This is a genomic window from Pseudarthrobacter sp. AG30 (assembly GCF_003116525.1).
Classification (GTDB): Bacteria; Actinomycetota; Actinomycetes; order Actinomycetales; family Micrococcaceae; genus Arthrobacter.
The window spans coordinates 154545-173073 of sequence record NZ_QEHL01000003.1; the positions used below are offsets into that span (position 1 = coordinate 154545).

Consider the following 18529-nt stretch of genomic DNA (forward strand, 5'->3'; position numbering starts at 1 on the left):
CCGGGAGGTAGGGGCGAAGGTCACTGCGCCGGCCCCACGCTTTGGGGCCCGGCCGCCGGAGGCGGCCCGGCCGCGGCGGGTGGAAGGCCCGCCGGGGGAGCGGCCGGGGCCAAGCCGGGCTCACCGGCACCTTGGTCCAGCCGGAAGGGCGGGTACTCGTCACGCATCAGTGAGGTGTACACCAGGACCCTGTAGATCCAGCGGTCCACGCCGAGGATGAAATCGAACAATGGACGCTGGTAGCGGCCGGTGAACAACAGGATGACCGCCGCAATCAGCACCAGCAGGCCCAGGAGGGACAGGCCCGATCCGCGTTCATACGTGCCACCGATGATGTCGTTCCCTGCCTCCCACCGCCATACGGCGCCCGTGGTGCCCGCGATTGCGGCCACGAGGAGAAGATGCGGGATGGCCAGGAGCCACCATTTCACCAGGACCAGGCCGCGGGAGAGCCGCTCAGGGTAGTCCACGTCGAAGTCGGCAGGATAGTTGGTGCGCCTCAGCGTGAAAGGCGGGTAGAGATCGGTGCCGACGGCGGCGTAGGCGTAGAAGGCCACCCGCCAGTTCCAGCGCATCACGCCGACGTTGAAGTCGAACAGTGCCCGCGGGTAGTGGCCGGTGAACAGGATGGCGAATCCTGCCACGATCGTGGTGATGACAAAGGCGAACCAGAGGAAGAACAGAAGGATGAAGTGTGGAATGGCCAGGAACCACTTGACCAGCCACAACCAGCGGGAGAGGCCTGGATCCAGTTCGCCGACCAGCCTCGCCGGGTAGCCCGTGGGGGGAACAGGTACCGGAGCGAAGGCTTGTGGTTCATGGAATGCCCCGTACGGCGCCGGAGTGCCGGGTACTGCTGGTCCGGCGGCCTGGCCTGGCCCGGCCATGGCCATCGCCGGGCCTGCGGTTGCCGGTGCTCCCACCGGCGGGCCGCCCCTTGGGGGTCCTGCGTGCCGCCCCAGCCCAGCCGCGCCGACAATGATCAGGGGTATCCCGATCAGCAGGGCAATAATCCCGGCCACCAGCAGGGCCGTGGCCGCCGGACGGAAGAGGTCTGAGTGGAAGCCCGCCTGCAGTTGGACGTCCACGCCGGAGGAGGCGTCAGCGTTCATCACCACGATTTCCCAGGCCCCCGGTGCCAGGTTCCAGGTGAGTTCCTGCTGGCCGAAGCCGGAAACCGAGGCGCTCCAGATGCCTTGGTCCGCCGGCGGTGTGGCAGGACTGGTCCCGGGAACATCACGGTAATCGGCCCGGAACGGCCGCTGGGAGACGTTGAGCAGTTCGGAGTGGTGCACGCCGGCCAGGTACTTTTCGACGTCGGCCTGCGGTGCGATGCCAATGAAGACCGCCTTGCCCGCCGTCTCGGATTCTGCCCGCAGCCGCAGGGTACCAATGTCAAAGGGAAGCCGGCCGGGCACTTCCTGCCCCATGGTGTCGCCGCGTGGGGAAGTCAGGGCGAAGGAGTTCACCGAGAACCGTGACGTACCGGACGTGAGGAATCCGTCTCCCTGGATCGACCCCACTGCGGAAGCCACGGCGCCTCCCGCCAGTGCTGCAAGGCCCGGGAGTGCCAGCAGGATCCCAAGGATCAGCATGATGATTGCGGCGGGTTTTTTCATGGCGCCGGACCTTCCGGGTGGGGTCATGGACAGGTGGGGAAGAGGACCTGCAGGCTCTGCGGCTAGATGGTGTCCTTCATGGCCTGGGTCCGGGTAATGATGGTGGGGCAAGGAAGGTGCTTCAGCACGCCATGGGCGGTGGAACCAAGGAGCAGGCGCTTGAAGGCGCCCCGTCCGCGGCTGCCCACCACCAGGAGGCGGGCCCCTGCGGCGGCGTCGACCAGGGCGTCCACCGGGCCCTTGTCCGATACAAGGCGCTGGTGCACCGTCAGGTCGGGGTAGTCTTCCTTGAGCCCCGCGACGGTTTCGGAGAGGACAACGCGTTCCTCATCGACGATCAGGTCAGCGAGGGCGCCGGGTGTCAGGCCCGCATCGACGACCGGATTCGGGATGTTAACGGCGTAGACGACCGTGAGTTCGTCGCCATTGCGGTCTGCTTCGGCAGCGGCGAACGCGACAGCCTGGGTCGATTCCGCGGACCCATCCACGCCCACCACGACGCCCGTCCTGCCCTCAAGGTCCTGGGTTCCGATAACGGCGACCGGGACTTTCGCCGCGGTGGCAACCTGGAGCGCCCGGTCGGCCAGGGTGCCGCCGAGGTGTCCGCTCCCGGAGCCGATGACCATCATGGAGGCCTTCTTGGAGTATTTGGCCAACGACCCGCCCACGCTCCCGGTGAGCATTTCCGTGGCGGGCGTGATCGGGACGGATCCTTCAAGGCGCGCGGCGGCGGTCTTCAGGAGTTCCTCGCCAGCGTGCTGCAGGGTCCCGAACCAGGGGTAGGGCTCGGCGATCCACCGGTCATCGACGACGTGGAGGATCACCAGGGGCAGCTTGGCGTCGTGTGCACGGCGGGCAGCCCACAAGACTGCGGCCTGGCTTTGTGCTGAATCGTTGGTGCCCACGGCGATGGGTTTCTGGGATGACATGGCCGCACTTCCTGCTTGTCGTGAAAGGGTCTTCCTGCCCTTCAAGACTGGCCCCCGCCCCACCGGCACTCTAGGGCCTAAAGTCACCGAAGCAGGCGTGCAGGAGGGCCGCTAGGCCGAAGGTGCCGGCGGCGGTGCCGGTGGATCGCCGGCCGTTGCTTCGCGTCCGGACAGCGTCCTGTAGATGGTCCATCCGACGGCGGCCAGCGGGACTGCGAGCAGCGCCCCGACCACCCCGGCCAAGGTGGCCCCGGCCGTCAGCGCCAGGATGATGACCAGCCCGTGGATCCGCAGGACCCGGCCCATGAAGACAGGCTGCAGGATGTGGTGTTCGAACTGGTTGGCAGCCACCAGGATGATCAGCACGATGAGCGCCGGTACCGGCCCGTTTTCCACCAGGGCTACCAGTACGGCGAGGCTGCCGGCGCTGGTTGCCCCGATGATCGGAATGAACCCGCCCAGGAAGACCACGGCGGCCAGCGGCACGGCCAGGGGGACCCGAAGGATGAGCAGCCCCACCAGCACCAGGATCGCATCGATCGCGGCAATGATGAGGGTGCCCCGGACGTAGCCGCCGAGCACCAGGAGGCTGCGTTCCGCGGCCAACTGTGCTTTTCCTTGATGGTTGCCGGGAAGGAACCCGATCAGGAACGACCGGATCCTCTCGCCGTCCTTGAGGAAGAAGAAAAGGATGACGGCCGTCAGGACCGTGCCGGCAGCTATCTCCCCTGCGGTCCTGAGTCCGGTCAGCGCATCGGCTCCCAGGGTTCCGCCGGCAAGGAACTTCTGGAATTCGTTGCGGGCCGCGTCGATTTGCGCGCCGGTCAGTGCGACGGGTCCCGTGGTGATGAATTGCTGCAGTTGGCCAATCCCTGCTTCCGCCCGTGCTGCCAGAACCGGGGCCTGCTGGCGGACCAGTGCAACGATGCCGCCCACCACTCCGGCCGCGACGGCGATGATCACCAGGAAGGATGACAGCACGGCCAGCGACCGGGGGAACCCGCGGGCGGCGAGCCACCGCACGGCGGGAGCCATTGCCGACGCCAGGATCAGGGCGACCAGAACGGGTACGGTCACCAGCGGAACCCGGGTGGCGGCCACCACGGCCACCCAGGCGAGCGCCAGCAGCGAGAGCGCCTGGACGGCCCTGATGCTGGCCCTGCCCAAACCATCCGCCCAGAGCGCTGACATCCTTGCCGCGGGGGACTGGGCCCGGGACGGTTCTGCCCCGTGACTGTCCGGGGATACATTGCTGCGTTCCATCGGTTCTCCTTGCTTGCGGTCAACGCCCGGCCCACGACATGATGCACCTTGGTTACCTTGTACCCCGCGTCCCCCTCAAAGTCGAAACAAGCGCACGTGTTGACTGGGGCCGCCTGTTCACAGGCATTACTTTTACTCAGTAACCTTATTGTTCCCCCGACCGGGCAACCCGAAAGGCGCCAGATCCATGGATTCCAAAGAATTGCTCCTCGAGTCCTTTGGCCGCCTCCCGGGCCTGGTCCGGCAGGTGCTCGACGGGCTCGACGAGGAACAGCTCCAGCACCGCCCCTCCGGCCGCGGCAACTCCATCGCCTGGCTGGTGTGGCACCTGGGGAGGGTGGAGGATGCGCAGGTCGCCTCCGCCTCGGAGTTGGAACAGGTCTGGACGTCGGAAGGCTTCGTGTCGCGTTTTGGCCTCCCGTTGGCGGAAGGCGACACGGGCTATGGCCACTCCAGCGGCCAGGTGGATGCTGTCCGGGCATCCGGTGAGCTCCTGCTTGAGTACTGTGAAGCAGTCCACCGGCAGACCACGAAGGTCCTCGAAAGCCTGGAAGAACAGGACCTGGACCGCGTGGTGGACAGGCGCTGGGATCCGCCGGTGACCCTTGGGGTGCGGCTTGTCAGCATTCTGGGGGACTGCCTCCAGCATGCCGGCCAGGCGGCCTATGCCAAGGGGCTGGATGATGCAGGGGCCAGCGGCGGCAGGGCCTGAAACTCTCCGTGCAGGAGGGGCGGGCGGCACCACGGCGATAGGGTTAACCCATGACGGCAGCAGCTGAATCCACGGTCACCTTCGACGGCCGCTTCGCCCGTGAACTGGCGGAACTTGCGGTTCCCTGGCAGGCCGAGGAAGCTCCGGACCCCGAACTCCTGGTCCTGAATGAAAAGCTTGCAGCAGGCCTGGGCCTTGACCCGCGATACCTCCGCAGTCCCGAAGGGGTGCGCCTCCTCGTGGGCAACCACGTTCCCGCCGGTGCCACCCCGGTGGCGCAGGCTTACGCGGGCCACCAGTTCGGCGGCTACTCCCCATTGCTCGGCGACGGACGCGCGCTCCTGCTGGGGGAAGTCACGGACCGCGCCGGCCGCCTGCTGGACATCCACCTCAAAGGCTCGGGGCGCACCCCGTTCGCCCGCGCCGGGGACGGCCGGGCCGTCGTCGGGCCAATGTTGCGCGAGTACGTTGTCAGTGAGGCCATGCACGCCCTGGGTATTCCCACTACGCGCTCCCTCGCTGTCGTGGCGACGGGGCGGCAGGTCCGGCGCGAGGGCATGCTGCCCGGTGCTGTCCTGGCACGGGTGGCCAGCAGCCACTTGAGGGTTGGGAGTTTCCAGTACGCCCGGGCCACGGAGAACATGGACCTGCTCAAGCGGCTGGCTGACCACGCCATCAGCAGGCACTATCCGGACGCTGCCGTCGCCCCAAACCCCTATCTGGCACTGTTTGCGTCCGTCTGTTCCGCCCAGGCCGGGCTGGTGGCCCGGTGGATGCTGGCGGGATTCGTGCACGGGGTCATGAATACGGACAACATGACCATCTCAGGGGAAACCATTGATTACGGCCCGTGTGCGTTTCTGGATGCCTTCGATCCCGCCGCCGTCTTCAGTTCCATCGATGTCAGTGGCCGTTACGCCTACGCCAACCAGCCAGTCCTTGCCGAATGGAACCTTGCCCGCCTTGCCGAGGCAATGCTGCCGCTCGTTGACGAAGACGAGGACAAGGCCGTTGCCGCAGCGGTTGAGGTGCTCGGTGGATTCCGTGGACAGTACAGCACGGCGTGGACGGGCGGCATGAAAACCAAACTGGGTCTTGCCGCTGGAAACGCCAGCGACGACGCCGCGTCCAGCCTTATTGACGATGTGGTGGCCATTCTCAAGGACGGCCCGGTGGATTACACCCTGTTCTTCCGTAACCTAGGCAGGGCGGCCCGCGGCGACCTGCGCCCGGTGCGCGGGATGGTGATGGATTTGGCCGGCTTCGACGCCTGGTCGGAGCGGTGGTTGGCGCTGCAACCCGACGCAGGGCTGATGGACAGCGTCAACCCGGCGTACATTCCACGGAACCATCTGGTGGAGGAAGCCCTCGCCGCCGGCACGGAGGGAGACACTGCCCCGTTGCACCGCCTGCTTCAGGCCGTGACCGATCCTTTCACCGAGCGGGCCGGGCTGGAACGCTACATGGACGGTGCCCCGGCGGAATTCGGGACCTATACGACCTTTTGCGGGACCTGATCCGACGACAACAGGAGGGTGGCAACCGGAGACCCGGCTGCCACCCTCCTGTTGGGAGCAGGCTTTACTGCGCGAAGACTAGGCGACGCGGACCACTGAGTAGCCGCTGAGCCAGCTGATGGAGTGCAGCTGCGTGGTGTAGCCGTTGACGCCGCCACTCACAACCTGGCCGTTGCCGGCGTAAACGCCCACGTGGCCCGAGGTGATGATGAGGTCGCCGGGTGCCGGGCTCCCGACCACGCTGCCGTACTGGAAGAACTGCGTGGGAGCCAGGTCGCCGACGCTCTTGCCGACGGAGCGCAGGGCCTTTTCAACCATGGCGGTGCAGTCCTGGCTCACGCCGACCTGGCCGTAGGCGGAGGCCAGGATGGCAGCACCGGTCCCGCTGCCGGTGGTGGACGCCACCGGCGTTGCTGATGCGTAGGACATGTTCATGCCGGTGTTCGCCGGTGCGGTGGCGGCTGCTGCCTGGACGGGGGCCGCTGCCGGCGCGGGGGCAGGTGCTGCCACGTAGCCGGCGCCGGGGATCTGGATCTGGTCACCGGGGTAGATGATGGACGACAATCCCAGGCCGTTGGCAGCCAGGACGTCATTGAGGCTGACTCCGTACGCGGCCGAAATCGCGCCGAGGGTGTCCCCGGAAACGACGGTGTGGACGGTTGCTGCCGCGGCTGCCGGAGCAGTTGCAGGAGCTGCGGCGGCCTGGACGCTGGCCTGCTCAGTGGTGTCCGCGCCCGTCACGCCCGCATGGGCCGGGGCGCCGACGCCGAACGCGATGCCGGACGCGGCGGCAACAGCGAGGGCCGGACGGCCAAACGAACGGGCCTGTGATTTGGCCGTCACGGCGAGTCCCTCGAGCGCAATGGAGCGGGCCGGGGTCGCGCGGTGGCGGGCAGTGCTGAGATTCTTTGACACGATTGATCGCCTCTCCCATGCCTGCGGGGTGAGCTGTCGGGTTCGGGTTGGAGATACCCGGCCGAACATATCTCCGCGGTGGGCGGAGGAGCTGTCCGACTTAACCCCAAGACCTGAAAGGTCGTGGAAACTTGGTTCCCCCGTCCCTGCCAGCATGAATGCGGTTGAATCCCGGTATCAGCGGCAGGGCTCGGCAAACTGATGGGAGTGTCCCGTTTGGGGAGGGACACCAGAAGACCATAACCCGCCGACCCTCCCATTGTCACGTTTAGATAACATGCGAGGTTCTTCTCTCGTATTCAACCAGCGATTGGATGGGTCCGATCCACCCTCGCCGGGCTCCCGCCGGTCCGGCACCGGACCAAACGGGTAACAAAGCAGGCACGGCCGCCTTTCCGCTCCGGCGTGCCGCCGGTATGCTTCGGGACTATGCCCCTGTTCGTGACCATGCCCACGTCCCCGCTGGTGGGGGGACTGCTCGCCATCGCAGTGGCAGCGGCCACGGTCCTGCCTGCCACGGCAGACGAGCCTGCACCTCCCGGTGGGTATCCGTCCTGGGCTGACGTGCAGCAGGCGCAGTCTTCCGAGGCAGCGAAAGTGGCAGAGATCACCACCATCAACGGGCTCCTGGACGGCCTCCAGACCCAGGCTGAAGCCGCCGGTAACACGGCGGTCCGGGCAGCGGCCGACTACGCCGCAGCCGACGCCGGGCTGCAAGCGGCATCGGTCAGGCTGGATTCATTGTCCACCCAGGCTGCCCGCGCCAACGACGAACTGGCCCGTCATCGCAAGGAAATCGGAGCGCTTGCCGTCCAGGCGTACAAGACGGGCGGGACCAATACCGGATTCTTCGTGGCCCTTGATGCCCTGCGGAACAACAGCGTCCAAGGGCTCAACCTCGTCCAGCTGGTGGGCGACAAGACTGCTGCTCTGGTGGAGAAAGCTGCGGCTGCCGGAAAAGTTGCCGCATCCCTGGCAGAGCAGGAAAAAGTGGCCCGCACTGAGCGGGAACGACTGTCCGGGGAAGCAAAAGCCAAACTGGACGCAGCCCGCTCCGCCCAGGACGCGCTTGCCCGGCAGGTAAATGACGAACAGCAGCACAGCACCGAACTGACCGCCCAGCTGGCCTCGCTGAAGGGAACGACGGCGGCACTTGAGGGGGAGTATCGCCAGGGCCAGGCGGCGCTGGCTGCCTATGAAGCGGCCCAGGAGGCCAAGCGCGCCGCTGCGGCGGAGCAGGCCCGCCGGCAGGCCGAAGCCGCGGCGCAGGCTGCCGCGGCCGCAGCCCGGCAGCCCAAACCCGCGGCTGCGGCTCCGGCCGGCAACGCGGCGGTACCGGCCCCGCCGGCCGACCCGGTTCCCGGCAGTCCGCCGCAGCCAGCCGTGCCCGGCCCGCCGCCCGTCGTCGTTCCCTCCGTCCCGGGCGGTGCCGTCAATGATCCTGCCGGCGCCAAGGCCTATGCCTCAGGACGCCTGGGTGCCCTCGGCTGGGGCGCCGACCAGTTCCAGTGCCTGTCCCAGCTGTGGACCAAGGAATCCGGCTGGCTGACCACGGCCACGAATGCCTCATCCGGGGCCTATGGCATAGCCCAGGCCCTGCCGCCGGGAAAGTACGCCAGCGCCGGAAGCGACTGGCTGACGAGTTACCGGACGCAGATTGACTGGGGGCTCGGCTACATCCGCGACCGCTACGGGTCCCCGTGCGGCGCCTGGAGCCATTCCGTCGCCCTGAACTGGTACTGACTGGCGCGCTAGGCTTTCCGCATGCCAGATTTCGAACGGTTCAGGGTGCTGCTCGAAGAGGAACGGGCCCGGAGGTTGGCCCTGTTGCCGGCGCTGCGGGCTGATATCGACGCGGCCAACGCGGCCCGGCAGGACTCCAACGTCGATGACGAACACGATCCCGAGGGCGCCACGATCGCCTTCGAACTGTCGCAGGCGTCGGCATTGTTGAAGCAGAGTTCAGCCGGGCTGGACCAGGTGGAGGCAGCCCTGGAGCGGCTGGCCAACGGCACCTATGGAACCTGTGCGGTCTGCGGCGAGCCCATCGCGGCCGGCAGGCTCGAGGCGCGGCCCTGGACCCCATTCTGTATCCTTCATGCCTCTGCGGGGCGGGGGCGGTGACCGAGGTGCCCGACGTCGCGGCTGCTGCTGAATTTATCGACCGGACCCTTCAGAACGAGGGTGCCTGGTACCGGGCCGACGAGGTGGGCTACCGGCTGGGCGGAGCCCTGGCCTCCTACGGGTCTTCGATCGGCGCAGTCCGCGGCACAGTCCGGGACGCCCTTCGGAAGTTCAAGGACATGGGCCATGACACCACGGTCATGCTGGCCTCCGCCCTGTGGGGCCAGCCGAAACCAGGCTCGCAGCCGGTCTTCGAACGCCGGCTGGCCGCCGTTGTCCTGCTGCAAACAAAGGTGCAGGTGCTGCGGCATTCGGACCTCACCCGGCTGGAGGGCTTTCTCCGCTCGGCCCAGGCGGCAGAGCTGGCCGGGCCTTTGGTTTCCGACGTCCTGGTGCCCTTGCTGGCCGGCTTGGACCACCGAGACCGCCAGCGGGCCGCGGCTGTCCTGGCGCGCTGGCGCGAAGACCCTGAATCCCAACTCCAAACGGCAGCACGCCTCGTGGAGAAAGAGTTGACACAATGACCTGCAAGCCACAGAGGAGAGCCCATGAGTGAAGCGTTTGACCTGGAACGATTCGTCGCCGCCCAAGACAGTGGGGGAACCTACCGAAGCGCGCTTGGCGAATTGCAGCTCGGCAACAAGACCGGGCACTGGATGTGGTTCATTTTCCCCCAAGTTGCCGGGCTGGGGCAGAGCGCCACCTCGCGGGCTTACGCCATCTCGTCCCTGGCAGAGGCACGGGCCTACCTGGACCACCCCGTCCTGGGCCCGCGCCTTCTTGAGTGTGCCTTGGCTCTCACCACGCATTCCGGCCGTTCGGCGTCGGACATCCTTGGCGGAATCGATACGCAGAAGCTCCGTTCGTCCATGACACTGTTTCTCCGGGCCGCGCCCGGAGAAACAGTGTTCAAGACGGTCCTGGCCCAATTTTTTGATGGCGAGCCGGATCCTGCCACGGATGAGCTCCTGGCCGGCCAGGAGGCCGCCGACTAACCGGAGGGCCCGCCGTGTTGGGCGGCCGGGAGCTTAGGGCGTGGGGCTGCCGCCGTTGACATTCAGTGTCTCGCCGACCACGTAGCTGGACTCGGGTGAGGCCAGGAAGACGTAGGCGGGGGCCAGTTCAGCGGGCTGGCCGGCACGGCCCAGGGGAGTGGATTGGCCGAACTCGGGCAATTCTTCCTTGGGCTGGCCGCTGCTGACCTGCAGCGGAGTCCAGATGGGCCCGGGCGCCACCGCGTTGACCCGGATTCCCTTGGGCGCAAGCTGTTGAGCCAGGCCCTTGGTGAAGTTGTTGATGCTGGCCTTGGTGGTGGCATAGTCCACCAGGGTCGGCGACGGGTTGTAGGCCTGGATGGACGTGGTGTTGATGATGGTGGAGCCGGCGGGCATGTGCGGCACGGCAGCCTTCGTGACCCAGAACATGGCGTAGACGTTGGTCTTGAGCGTGTGGTCGAACTGCTCATCCGAAATGTCCTGCAGATCCTCCTGTGCAACCTGCTTTCCGGCGTTGTTGACCAAGACGTCAACCCCGCCCAGCACTGCCACGGCAGTATCCACCAGTTCGCGGCACGCTGCGGAATCCTTCAGGTCGCCCGGCACCTTGACCGCCTTCCGGCCTGCGGCCTCAATGATCCCGGCGATGCGCGCGGCGTCTTCCTCTTCCTGCGGCAAGTAGGAAAGGACGACGTCGGCGCCTTCCCTGGCGAAGGCGATGGCCGTCGCGGCGCCGATCCCGGAGTCCGCGCCGGTAACGATGGCCCGGCGGCCTTCCAGCCGGCCGGTGCCGCGGTAGGTTTCCTCACCCAGGTCGGCCTTGGGCTCCAGGTCGGCGTCCAGGCCCGGTTCGGGCTGGTGCTGCTTGGGCGGGGAGATCTTTTCGTAGGCGGTCACGGGATTGCGGAAGGTGTACTGGTCAGTCATGGTGGTCCTCCTGTTCGGGTGGGACGCGGGCCCATTGGCGGCCCGGGACATGAAGCAGCCGGCAATTGCGGAAAGGGTAGCCAACAAAAACTAAGCTTGCTTACTGTTCCAGCCTAGGCAATTCCGGCCGCCGTGCCAAGCGCTCACCGCGGGACCTCCACCACCCGGACCCCGGCAAGGGCGCCATCGTCGAGTACCGCCTCCATATAGGTGCAAACCGGCTGGCGCCGGCGGTCCGTAGGCGACCCGGGGTTCAGCAGCCGAAGCCCGCGCGGTGACACCGTGTCCCAGGGGATGTGGCTGTGGCCGAAGACCAGCACATCGGCGTCCGGGTACAGCGCTTCGCACCGGAGCTCGCGTCCTGTGGCCGGCCCGGTCTCATGGACCATGGCAAAGCGGACCCCATCCAGGGTGGCAGTTGCCGTTTCCGGCAGGCGCCGGCGCAGTTCGGGACCGTCGTTGTTGCCGTAGACGGCCAGCAGCCGCTTGCTCCGGCGTTCGAATTCGTCCAGCAGGGCTGCCTCCACCCAGTCGCCGGCGTGGAAAACCACATCGGCATTTTCGACGGCGGACCACACCTGCTCCGGCAGGTCCCTGGCGCGTTTTGGTACATGGGTGTCGGCGAGCAGGACGAGGTTCAGCGGCATACCGGAAATCCTGCCATGCGGCACTGTTCCGGTGCGCCCGCGGGTCGTACCCTTGGGCCGTGGAGGTGATTGCCATGGAGGCAGCCCAAGGCGACCGGATCGTGGTGCGCGGCAGGAACGTGGGGTCCGCGGACCGGCACGGGGTGATCCTGGAGGTGCGCGGCCAAGGCGGCGGCCCGCCCTACCTGGTCCGGTTCGACGACGGCCACGAAACAGTCATGTACCCGGGCGGTGATTTCGCCGTCGACCACGGGCAGGGCACCTGACGTCCCGCCGCTTCACCTGTCAAACTGGGGCAATGGACCATTACCCGCCCTCCAGCCTGTCCTCCACTCCGCCGCCGCGGACCGGCCCCCGCGATCCGGGCGACGCCTGGGTGGAAGGTGACCGCGGCCGGTTCTGGGGCAGGTTCGGAGCGGCCGGGGTCCTGGCCTGGGATCCCGCCAGGGGAGTCCTGCTGCAGCACCGCGCGGTATGGAGTCACAACGGCGGAACCTGGGGCCTGCCCGGCGGGGCCCTGCACCAGGGCGAAGAACCGGTCGACGGCGCCCTCCGGGAGGCCTACGAGGAAGCGTCGGTTCCGCCCGGCAACGTCGACGTTCTCTTTACCTCCGTGCTGGACCATGGCTACTGGTCCTACACCACCGTGGTGGTCCGTGTGCGGGAGTCCTTTGAACCGGTCATCAGCGATCCGGAGAGCATTGCCCTGCTCTGGGTTCCGGTGGCTGAAGTCCACGGCATGGAACTCCACCCCGGCTTCGCAGCAGCCTGGCCGGGCCTGATGGCACAACTGGACGCCGGGGAATCCTGGTAAACGGCGGCGTTGCAGCCGGGCCTAGTAGCCTTCGCCGTACTCGGCTGTCACCAGGATGGGCAGGTGGTCTGAATTGCCGCGCGGAAGGGTTTCCACGCTGGCGATATCCAGCCCCAGGGAGGTGGCGAAGTCGAAATGGCCCTTGAAAACCTTGTACCGGGTGTAGGTGCGCCGGTTGCTCAAGGAGAGGGCATAGCCGGAGTTCTTCATGTGCATATCCAGGTTCTTGGTGAAGAACGGATAATTGAAGTCGCCCACCATCAGCGTCATCAGGCCTTTACCCATGCTGAGCAGTTCCGCGTGGGCCGCGTGGATCTGCTTTCGCCGCAATGAGTTCGACGCCGTCAGGGGTGCTGCGTGGAACGAGCCGATCACCAGTTCGTGTTCGGTCTGGTTGTCCATGACCCGCGTGCCGATCAGCCGCTCATGGGCCGGAGCAAGGACCCTGTCGTGCATCGATTTCTTCAGGGCAAAGGACTGCGTGTCCAGGGCAGTGAACCTGCTGGTCCGGTAGTAGATGGCCAGGCCCAGCCTGTTGCCCTTGGTGGCATCCGCCAGATGGAGGGGGCCCAGGGTCTCCGGGAGGTCGCTGGAATCCACCTCCTGGAGGCACAGCGCATCGACGTCGTGATTCCGTGCCAGGGCGAGAAGTTCGCCGCTTGCGGCATGCTTGCGGAGGTTGTAGCTGATGACGCGCATGAAACACCTCTTTTGAGGGTTGCTGACAGGACCAGTTCCTGAGTGTAGTCCGCTTGGCTGTGGTACCCGCCAACATTTCGTTGCCTGCCGCGTCGCGGCGCACTCACTGGCGATAGGGTTAGTGGCAATTCACTGAACTTTGCTTAAGGGGCCAGCTTTGACTGCAGACCTGCCTGAACTCGCCGAGGGCAACTTTTATTACCAGGAACTGGGCGGGGGCCGGTTCCGGTCAACCATCCATGCCCAGGGTGCCTGGAACACCCACGAGCAGCACATGGCGCCGGCCTCGGGCCTGATGGCTGACCTCCTGGAACGGCACCAGCCGCGCGACGACATGCGGATGGCCCGGATCAGCTACGAGATCCTGGGACTGATCCCCGGTGGCGACTTCCGGATCGAGACCACCACGCTGCGGCCCGGCAGGACCATTGAACTTGTGCAGGCCGAACTGGTGGCCGGCGGCCGGACCGCCATCCGTGCCACGGCGTGGCGCATGCTGACCAGCGACACCAGCCCCATAGCGGAGGTCGAAGACCCGGCCATTCCGGGCCCGGACGAATGCAAGCCGTATGACGGCTCGGCTGTGTGGCCGGGAGGCTACATCCGTTCCCTGGAAATGCGGGTGGCTGAGGGGCACCGCCCCGGCGCCGGGAAAGTGTGGCTCCGCACCGGGTACCCGCTGACCGACCGGGCCGACAGTGGCGACCTGGCGCGGCTGATGGGAATGGCGGACACGGCCAACGGAATCGCCGCCAGGGTCCCGCCCGGCAAGGACAGCTATGCCTTCCCCAACCTGGACCTGCAGATCCACATGTACCGCCGGCCGCAAGGGGAGTGGCTGGGGCTGGACAACGCCGTTTCCTTCGGCTCCGACGGAATTGGGCTCACGTCCACGGTGCTGCACGACCGGCAGGGACCTTTCGGCCGGGCGGAGCAAATCCTCACCCTGCGCAGGACCTGACGCCGCCGGGGCCTTTCCGGCCCCGGAATCCGGCCTCCGGCTATGGTGCCGGAATGTATCGCTGAGTATCGTTGTGTATCGTTCGCGATTGACGAAGGAGTGCATCATGCGTGGTTCAAACCCTGCAGGCGGGTTCGGCGGGAACAACCTGGACGGAATGTGGCAAGCGGTCGAAGAGTTTCGCTCCAGGTTCGAGAAACGGGCTGGAACCCGGGCCGGGAAAGGCGAGGTCCGTGCGGCGATTCTGGCGCTGCTCGCTGAGCAGCCCATGCACGGTTACCAGGTCATCCACGAGATTGAGGAGCGCAGCGGCGGCAGCTGGAAGCCGAGCGCAGGGTCCGTCTACCCCACCTTGCAGCTCCTGGCAGACGAAGGGTCCATCAGGGCCGAGGAATCCAACGGCAGGAAGATCTACTCGCTGACCGATGCCGGCCGCGAAGAGGCGGCTGACTTGCACGGGTCCGCGCCCTGGGATCCCGCGGCCGCCACCTTCGGAACCGGCGGCGCCTCCCTTCCGAAGGCCGGGATTGAGCTGGCCCAGGCCGCGGCGCAGGTGGGCAGGACCGGTTCACCGGACCAGGTGCAACAGGCGGTGGCGGTGCTCGACGAGGCCCGCCGGCGGCTGTACGCCATCCTCGCGCAGGACTGACCCGGGTGGCGCTGACCGTCCGGGACCGGGCCGACCCGGCGTCGCCCATGCGGGAACACCGCGGCCGGTACCGGCGGATCCTCCGGTTTGCCGCCTGGCATCTTGCCACCACGTGGTGGTTCGAACTGCTGCTGCCCAGGGTGGGGCTGGGCAGCATCTCCGGGCGGACACGGTCCCGCCGGATGCAGAACTTTGCACGCCGGTTCCACGACCTGGCCATCGACCTCGGCGGCCTGATGATCAAGGTGGGGCAATTCCTGTCCTCCCGGCTCGACGTCCTCCCGCCCGAAATCACCAAAGAACTCGAAGGGCTTCAGGACGAGGTGCCGCCCGTGGCCTTCCCGCTGATCGCCGCCCTGGCAGAGCGTGAACTGGGTGCCCCCGTGGGCCGGGTCTACGCCAGCGTGGACGAATCCGCGATTGCGGCCGCCTCCCTGGGCCAGGCCCACCGCGCCCGCCTGAATATCCTGGACGCCGAAGATACGGGCCTGGACGCCGTCGTCATGAAGGTACAGCGTCCGGGCATCGGCGCGATCGTCGACGTCGACCTCGCCGCCCTTCGGAAGGTGGCCGGCTGGCTCAGCCATGTCCGCCTCGTCTCCCGCCGCGCGGACATGCCGGCGCTGGTGGAGGAATTCGCCCAGATCAGCCTGCAGGAGATTGACTACCTGCACGAGGCCGTCAACGCTGAACGCTTCGCCGCAGACTTTGCCGGCGACGCCAGGGTGGCAGTGCCGGAAGTCGTCTGGGAGCGCACCACCCGCCGCGTACTCACGCTCGAGGACGTCACGGCCATCAAAATCACTGATGCGGGAGCGCTCCGGACTGCCGGCATCGATCCCGCCGCGGTGGCCCCCGTTTTCGCGTCCATCATGTTCGACCAGCTCTTCACCAACGGGTTCTTCCATGCCGACCCGCATCCGGGCAACATCTTCGTCACGCCTGTCCCTGCGGGGACGGGGGGACCTGGCTGGAAGCTGACGTTCATCGACTTCGGCATGATGGGGGAGGTCACGGCTTCCACGCGCAGCGGCCTGCGGAAGCTCCTGATCGCTGCGGCCGCGCGCGACGGCAAGGGACTCGTGGCGGCGATCAACGACGTCGGCGTGCTGATGCCGTCGGCGGACAGCGCAGGACTGGAACGGGCCATGACCCAGCTTTTCGCCCGCTTCGGGGGCATGGGCTTTGCCGAACTCCGCGAGGTGGACCCCCGCGAGTTCCGCGACTTCGCGGTGGAATTCGGTGACGTGGTCCGCTCGCTGCCGTTCCAGCTGCCGGAGAACTTCCTCTTGATCATCCGCGCCATGTCCCTGACGTCAGGGGTATGCAGCGCCCTGGATGAGCGCTTCAACCTCTGGGACTCCGTGGAACCCTACGCCGCGCAGCTGCTGCGGAACGAACGCGGCAACGTGGTCCAGGACGTGGCCCGGCAGGCCCTCGATGCCGCCGCTACCGCCTTCCGCCTGCCCGGCAGGCTGGACGCCCTGGCCGGCCGGCTCGAGGAAGGATCGCTTGAGGTCGCAGTCCCGCGGCTGGAGCGGCAGGCTGCCCGGCTGGAAAGGGCGGCGCGGCGCTCCGGTTCTGCCCTGGTGTTCGGTGCGCTGCTGGTGGCGGGCGCCATCGTCCGCTCTGACGACCTGGTATTCGGGAACGTCCTGATGGCCGTTTCTGCGGTTCCCCTGCTGCACGCACTGTGGGCAGGGCGCCGGGGCCGTTAAAGCCCGTGCCGTCGTCGGGCGTAACCTAGGGGAGGCCTGTCCGCCGGCGGCCATCGACCCCAGGGAGTTCAGCAACAATGCACCACACCGGTACCGACGCCCGCCCGCTGACTGTGGTGCGGCAGGACGTGTCCCTCGGCGCGGGACGTGACCTCGAATTCGGGCTGGAGCTGCTGGCCAGGGCCAGGTCAGGCAGCCTCGGTCCCACCCTGCGCCTGTACCGGCCCGCTCCCACCGTCGCCTTCGGGCAACGGGACACCCGGTTGCCCGGATTTGATGCGGCCGCACGGGCCTGCCTGGCCAACGGATTTGAGCCCTTGGTCCGCAGGGCCGGGGGACGGGCCGCCGCCTACCACCAAGGGACCTTGGTGGTGGACCACATCGAACCGGACGCCGACGCAGTAGCCGGGTCCAAAGCCCGGTTCGCCTATTTCGGTGAGCTCTTTGCCCAGGCCCTGCGAAGCGTCGGGGTCCAGGCCGCGGTAGGGGAAATTCCCGGCGAATACTGCCCCGGCGAGTTCAGTGTGCACGGAACCGATGCGGCAGACAGCTCCCGCCGCGTGAAGCTCGTCGGCACCGCCCAACGGGTGGTTTCCGGTGGCTGGCTGTTCAGCTCGGTGATTGTGGTGGAGGATTCAGGCACGATCCGGAAGGTGCTCACGGACAGCTACGCCGCCCTCGGCCTGGACTGGGACCCGTCCACGGCCGGCGCCGCCGACGACCTGGTACCCGGGCTGGATGTGGCGGCCGTGGAACATGCCCTCCTGGAAACGTATGCGGGCCACGCCACCCTGGAAACTGCTTCCTTCAGCAGCCTGGGGGCGTGACCCGCATCGGTTTCTTCGGCGCGAAGCCGGCTGTCTCCTGCCGCTTAGGCAGCGAGCCTGCTCTGGACCTCAGCAGCTGACGGGTTGGTGGCAGCGGAGCCGTCCGGGAACAGGACGGTGGGAACGGTGCGGTTGCCGCCATTCAGCTTCTCCACGAGTTCGGCGGTGCCGTCCACCTCTTCGATGTTGATTTCCGTGTAGCCGATGCCCTTTGCGTCCAGCTGCTTCTTCAGCCGGTTGCAGTAGCCGCACCAAGTAGTGGAAAACATGGTGATGGTGCCGGATTCGGGAGTGAAGTCCACGCGGATCTCCTAAACGTCGCTTGAAAGGTTTCCTTACGGTCAACGGTAGCGTGGCCGCCGGTATTCCCGGACTTTCCGGGGCGGCGGGGCGGCAGCATGACAGTATGTGGCGACGGTGGCATGCTGGTCCCATGTGTGGACGCTACGTAATGGCACGCGCCGTGGGGGACCTGCTGGCCGAGTTCGACGCCGAGTTGGAGGAGGAGGTCAGCATCCCGCCGTCGTGGAACGTAGCGCCAACGGACGCCGTCCCCATCGTCCTGGAGCGGTTGGTGGAGGATGCTGCAGGGGCCCGGCAGGTACGGCAGTTGCATGTGGCCCGCTGGGGCCTGGTCCCGTCCTGGGCCAAGGATCCCGGGATCGGGCCGCGCATGATCAACGCCCGCAGCGAATCGGTGCTGGAGAAGCCTGCGTTCAGGAAGGCCGTGAAGTCACGCCGCTGCGCCGTCCCCGCCGACGGGTACTACGAATGGAAGCAAGGGCCCGGGAAGTCCAAGCAGCCCTATTATGTGCACCCCGGTGAGGACCACGGGCTGGTATTCGCCGGCCTTTACGAGTGGTGGAAGGACCCGTCCATTCCGGAAGGGGAACCAGGGCGCTGGCTGCTGTCCACTTCCATCCTCACGGCGGACACCCCACCGCCCGGGACTGAATCCACCATCTTCGGGAAGCTGACGGAACTGCACGACCGCGTGCCCCTGCCCATGGACAAGGCCACCACGCAGGCTTGGCTGGACCCGCAGGCTGACGACGCAGCCGCCCTTGTGGACCTGGTGCGGGCCGGGGTCAAGGAAGCTGCCGCCGACTGGCACGTGGAGTCCGTGGGCAAGGACGTGGGGAACGTCCGCAACAACGGACCGGACCTGATCCGCCCTGTGGAGGCACTGTTCTAGCAGCCACTGCCCAGGGTG

The 18529-nt window shown here is 67.1% G+C and carries 21 protein-coding genes and 1 riboswitch; of the genes, 13 read left to right on the forward strand and 8 right to left on the reverse strand.

Annotation, left to right across the window (positions count from 1 at the left end; genetic code table 11):
* Positions 1-20: 20 nt before the first annotated feature.
* The 3 genes from DC347_RS03930 to DC347_RS03940 all read right to left on the reverse strand — a co-directional run bounded on the left by DC347_RS03930 (position 21) and on the right by DC347_RS03940 (position 3811).
* Positions 21-1619 carry a DUF4389 domain-containing protein gene (locus DC347_RS03930; protein ID WP_109044509.1) on the reverse strand — a complete coding sequence of 533 codons (1599 nt, stop codon included), beginning with the start codon at positions 1617-1619 and terminating at the stop codon, positions 21-23.
* Between the two features lie 62 nt (positions 1620-1681).
* Entirely contained in the window at positions 1682-2548 is an 867-nt protein-coding gene (locus tag DC347_RS03935; RefSeq protein WP_018761488.1) for a universal stress protein, read from the reverse strand.
* Positions 2549-2659: 111 nt separating this feature from the next.
* The gene (locus DC347_RS03940) at positions 2660-3811 is read right to left on the reverse strand and encodes an AI-2E family transporter (RefSeq protein WP_240617688.1); all 1152 of its coding nucleotides are present in this window, start codon (positions 3809-3811) and stop codon (positions 2660-2662) included.
* Positions 3812-3998: 187 nt separating this feature from the next.
* On the opposite strand from DC347_RS03940, the gene DC347_RS03945 reads away from it, so the two are divergent.
* Both DC347_RS03945 and DC347_RS03950 read left to right on the forward strand, forming a co-directional pair.
* Positions 3999-4523, forward strand: coding sequence for a DinB family protein (locus tag DC347_RS03945; RefSeq protein ID WP_018761486.1), 525 nt, complete (start codon positions 3999-4001; stop codon positions 4521-4523).
* Between the two features lie 50 nt (positions 4524-4573).
* Complete coding sequence (locus DC347_RS03950) at positions 4574-6040, forward strand: YdiU family protein (protein WP_109044510.1); 1467 nt, start codon at positions 4574-4576, stop codon at positions 6038-6040.
* 78 nt (positions 6041-6118) lie between these two features.
* Here DC347_RS03950 and DC347_RS03955 read toward each other — a convergent pair whose 3' ends face one another.
* Entirely contained in the window at positions 6119-6955 is an 837-nt protein-coding gene (locus DC347_RS03955; protein ID WP_109044511.1) for a LysM peptidoglycan-binding domain-containing protein, read from the reverse strand.
* A 3-nt stretch (positions 6956-6958) separates the two neighbouring features.
* Positions 6959-7131: riboswitch (cyclic di-AMP (ydaO/yuaA leader) on the reverse strand.
* Between the two features lie 253 nt (positions 7132-7384).
* Between DC347_RS03955 and DC347_RS03960 the strand changes: the two genes are divergently transcribed.
* From DC347_RS03960 to DC347_RS03975, 4 genes are read left to right on the forward strand one after another with little or no spacing between them, the layout of a single operon-like run.
* Positions 7385-8698: a transglycosylase gene (locus DC347_RS03960; RefSeq protein ID WP_109044512.1), complete on the forward strand. Its 1314-nt coding sequence runs from the start codon at positions 7385-7387 to the stop codon at positions 8696-8698.
* Between the two features lie 21 nt (positions 8699-8719).
* Positions 8720-9079, forward strand: a complete 360-nt coding sequence (locus DC347_RS03965; RefSeq protein WP_018761482.1) for a TraR/DksA C4-type zinc finger protein — start codon at positions 8720-8722, stop codon at positions 9077-9079.
* Complete coding sequence (locus DC347_RS03970; protein WP_109044513.1) at positions 9076-9603, forward strand: DNA alkylation repair protein; 528 nt, start codon at positions 9076-9078, stop codon at positions 9601-9603. The genes DC347_RS03965 and DC347_RS03970 overlap by 4 nt, the downstream gene beginning before the upstream one ends.
* A 24-nt stretch (positions 9604-9627) precedes the next feature.
* Complete coding sequence (locus DC347_RS03975) at positions 9628-10074, forward strand: DUF1810 domain-containing protein (RefSeq protein WP_109044514.1); 447 nt, start codon at positions 9628-9630, stop codon at positions 10072-10074.
* 33 nt (positions 10075-10107) lie between these two features.
* On the opposite strand, the gene DC347_RS03980 is transcribed toward DC347_RS03975, so the two are convergent.
* Together DC347_RS03980 and DC347_RS03985 are read right to left on the reverse strand one after the other, a co-directional pair.
* Positions 10108-11001: a glucose 1-dehydrogenase gene (locus DC347_RS03980; protein ID WP_018761479.1), complete on the reverse strand. Its 894-nt coding sequence runs from the start codon at positions 10999-11001 to the stop codon at positions 10108-10110.
* Positions 11002-11144: 143 nt separating this feature from the next.
* A complete protein-coding gene (locus DC347_RS03985) occupies positions 11145-11648 on the reverse strand; it encodes a metallophosphoesterase (protein ID WP_109044515.1) in 504 nt (167 codons plus the stop codon).
* Positions 11649-11722: 74 nt separating this feature from the next.
* Here DC347_RS03985 and DC347_RS03990 point away from each other — a divergent pair, with 74 nt between their 5' ends.
* Together DC347_RS03990 and DC347_RS03995 are read left to right on the forward strand one after the other, a co-directional pair.
* Positions 11723-11914, forward strand: coding sequence for a DUF1918 domain-containing protein (locus DC347_RS03990; RefSeq protein WP_018761476.1), 192 nt, complete (start codon positions 11723-11725; stop codon positions 11912-11914).
* Positions 11915-11946: 32 nt separating this feature from the next.
* Entirely contained in the window at positions 11947-12462 is a 516-nt protein-coding gene (locus DC347_RS03995) for an NUDIX domain-containing protein (RefSeq protein ID WP_109044516.1), read from the forward strand.
* A gap of 21 nt (positions 12463-12483) precedes the next feature.
* Here DC347_RS03995 and DC347_RS04000 read toward each other — a convergent pair whose 3' ends face one another.
* Positions 12484-13161 carry an endonuclease/exonuclease/phosphatase family protein gene (locus tag DC347_RS04000; protein WP_018761474.1) on the reverse strand — a complete coding sequence of 226 codons (678 nt, stop codon included), beginning with the start codon at positions 13159-13161 and terminating at the stop codon, positions 12484-12486.
* A gap of 157 nt (positions 13162-13318) precedes the next feature.
* Between DC347_RS04000 and DC347_RS04005 the strand changes: the two genes are divergently transcribed.
* The 4 genes from DC347_RS04005 (at position 13319) to DC347_RS04020 (ending at position 17316) form a co-directional block, all read left to right on the forward strand.
* The gene (locus DC347_RS04005; protein WP_109044517.1) at positions 13319-14122 is read left to right on the forward strand and encodes a thioesterase family protein; all 804 of its coding nucleotides are present in this window, start codon (positions 13319-13321) and stop codon (positions 14120-14122) included.
* A 106-nt stretch (positions 14123-14228) separates the two neighbouring features.
* Positions 14229-14771: a PadR family transcriptional regulator gene (locus DC347_RS04010; protein WP_018761472.1), complete on the forward strand. Its 543-nt coding sequence runs from the start codon at positions 14229-14231 to the stop codon at positions 14769-14771.
* A gap of 47 nt (positions 14772-14818) precedes the next feature.
* Positions 14819-16489, forward strand: coding sequence for an AarF/ABC1/UbiB kinase family protein (locus DC347_RS04015; protein WP_109044693.1), 1671 nt, complete (start codon positions 14819-14821; stop codon positions 16487-16489).
* 77 nt (positions 16490-16566) lie between these two features.
* Positions 16567-17316, forward strand: coding sequence for a lipoate--protein ligase (locus DC347_RS04020; RefSeq protein WP_109044518.1), 750 nt, complete (start codon positions 16567-16569; stop codon positions 17314-17316).
* Between the two features lie 44 nt (positions 17317-17360).
* Here DC347_RS04020 and DC347_RS04025 read toward each other — a convergent pair whose 3' ends face one another.
* Positions 17361-17618, reverse strand: coding sequence for a mycoredoxin (locus tag DC347_RS04025; protein ID WP_018761469.1), 258 nt, complete (start codon positions 17616-17618; stop codon positions 17361-17363).
* Positions 17619-17749: 131 nt separating this feature from the next.
* Here DC347_RS04025 and DC347_RS04030 point away from each other — a divergent pair, with 131 nt between their 5' ends.
* Complete coding sequence (locus DC347_RS04030) at positions 17750-18511, forward strand: SOS response-associated peptidase (protein ID WP_109044519.1); 762 nt, start codon at positions 17750-17752, stop codon at positions 18509-18511.
* The last annotated feature ends 18 nt before the right edge of the window (positions 18512-18529 follow it).

Coding starts and splice junctions, on each gene's coding strand:
- DC347_RS03985 (WP_109044515.1), bottom strand. CDS start 11,648: ATGCCGCTGAACCTCGTCCTGCTCGCCGACACCCATGTACCAAAACGC.
- DC347_RS03930 (WP_109044509.1), bottom strand. CDS start 1,619: ATGAAAAAACCCGCCGCAATCATCATGCTGATCCTTGGGATCCTGCTG.
- DC347_RS04000 (WP_018761474.1), bottom strand. CDS start 13,161: ATGCGCGTCATCAGCTACAACCTCCGCAAGCATGCCGCAAGCGGCGAA.
- DC347_RS04020 (WP_109044518.1), top strand. CDS start 16,567: ATGCACCACACCGGTACCGACGCCCGCCCGCTGACTGTGGTGCGGCAG.
- DC347_RS03945 (WP_018761486.1), top strand. CDS start 3,999: ATGGATTCCAAAGAATTGCTCCTCGAGTCCTTTGGCCGCCTCCCGGGC.
- DC347_RS03995 (WP_109044516.1), top strand. CDS start 11,947: ATGGACCATTACCCGCCCTCCAGCCTGTCCTCCACTCCGCCGCCGCGG.
- DC347_RS03935 (WP_018761488.1), bottom strand. CDS start 2,548: ATGTCATCCCAGAAACCCATCGCCGTGGGCACCAACGATTCAGCACAA.
- DC347_RS03965 (WP_018761482.1), top strand. CDS start 8,720: ATGCCAGATTTCGAACGGTTCAGGGTGCTGCTCGAAGAGGAACGGGCC.
- DC347_RS04030 (WP_109044519.1), top strand. CDS start 17,750: ATGTGTGGACGCTACGTAATGGCACGCGCCGTGGGGGACCTGCTGGCC.
- DC347_RS03975 (WP_109044514.1), top strand. CDS start 9,628: ATGAGTGAAGCGTTTGACCTGGAACGATTCGTCGCCGCCCAAGACAGT.
- DC347_RS04010 (WP_018761472.1), top strand. CDS start 14,229: ATGCGTGGTTCAAACCCTGCAGGCGGGTTCGGCGGGAACAACCTGGAC.
- DC347_RS03980 (WP_018761479.1), bottom strand. CDS start 11,001: ATGACTGACCAGTACACCTTCCGCAATCCCGTGACCGCCTACGAAAAG.
- DC347_RS03960 (WP_109044512.1), top strand. CDS start 7,385: ATGCCCCTGTTCGTGACCATGCCCACGTCCCCGCTGGTGGGGGGACTG.
- DC347_RS03950 (WP_109044510.1), top strand. CDS start 4,574: ATGACGGCAGCAGCTGAATCCACGGTCACCTTCGACGGCCGCTTCGCC.
- DC347_RS03990 (WP_018761476.1), top strand. CDS start 11,723: ATGGAGGCAGCCCAAGGCGACCGGATCGTGGTGCGCGGCAGGAACGTG.
- DC347_RS03940 (WP_240617688.1), bottom strand. CDS start 3,811: ATGGAACGCAGCAATGTATCCCCGGACAGTCACGGGGCAGAACCGTCC.
- DC347_RS04015 (WP_109044693.1), top strand. CDS start 14,819: ATGCGGGAACACCGCGGCCGGTACCGGCGGATCCTCCGGTTTGCCGCC.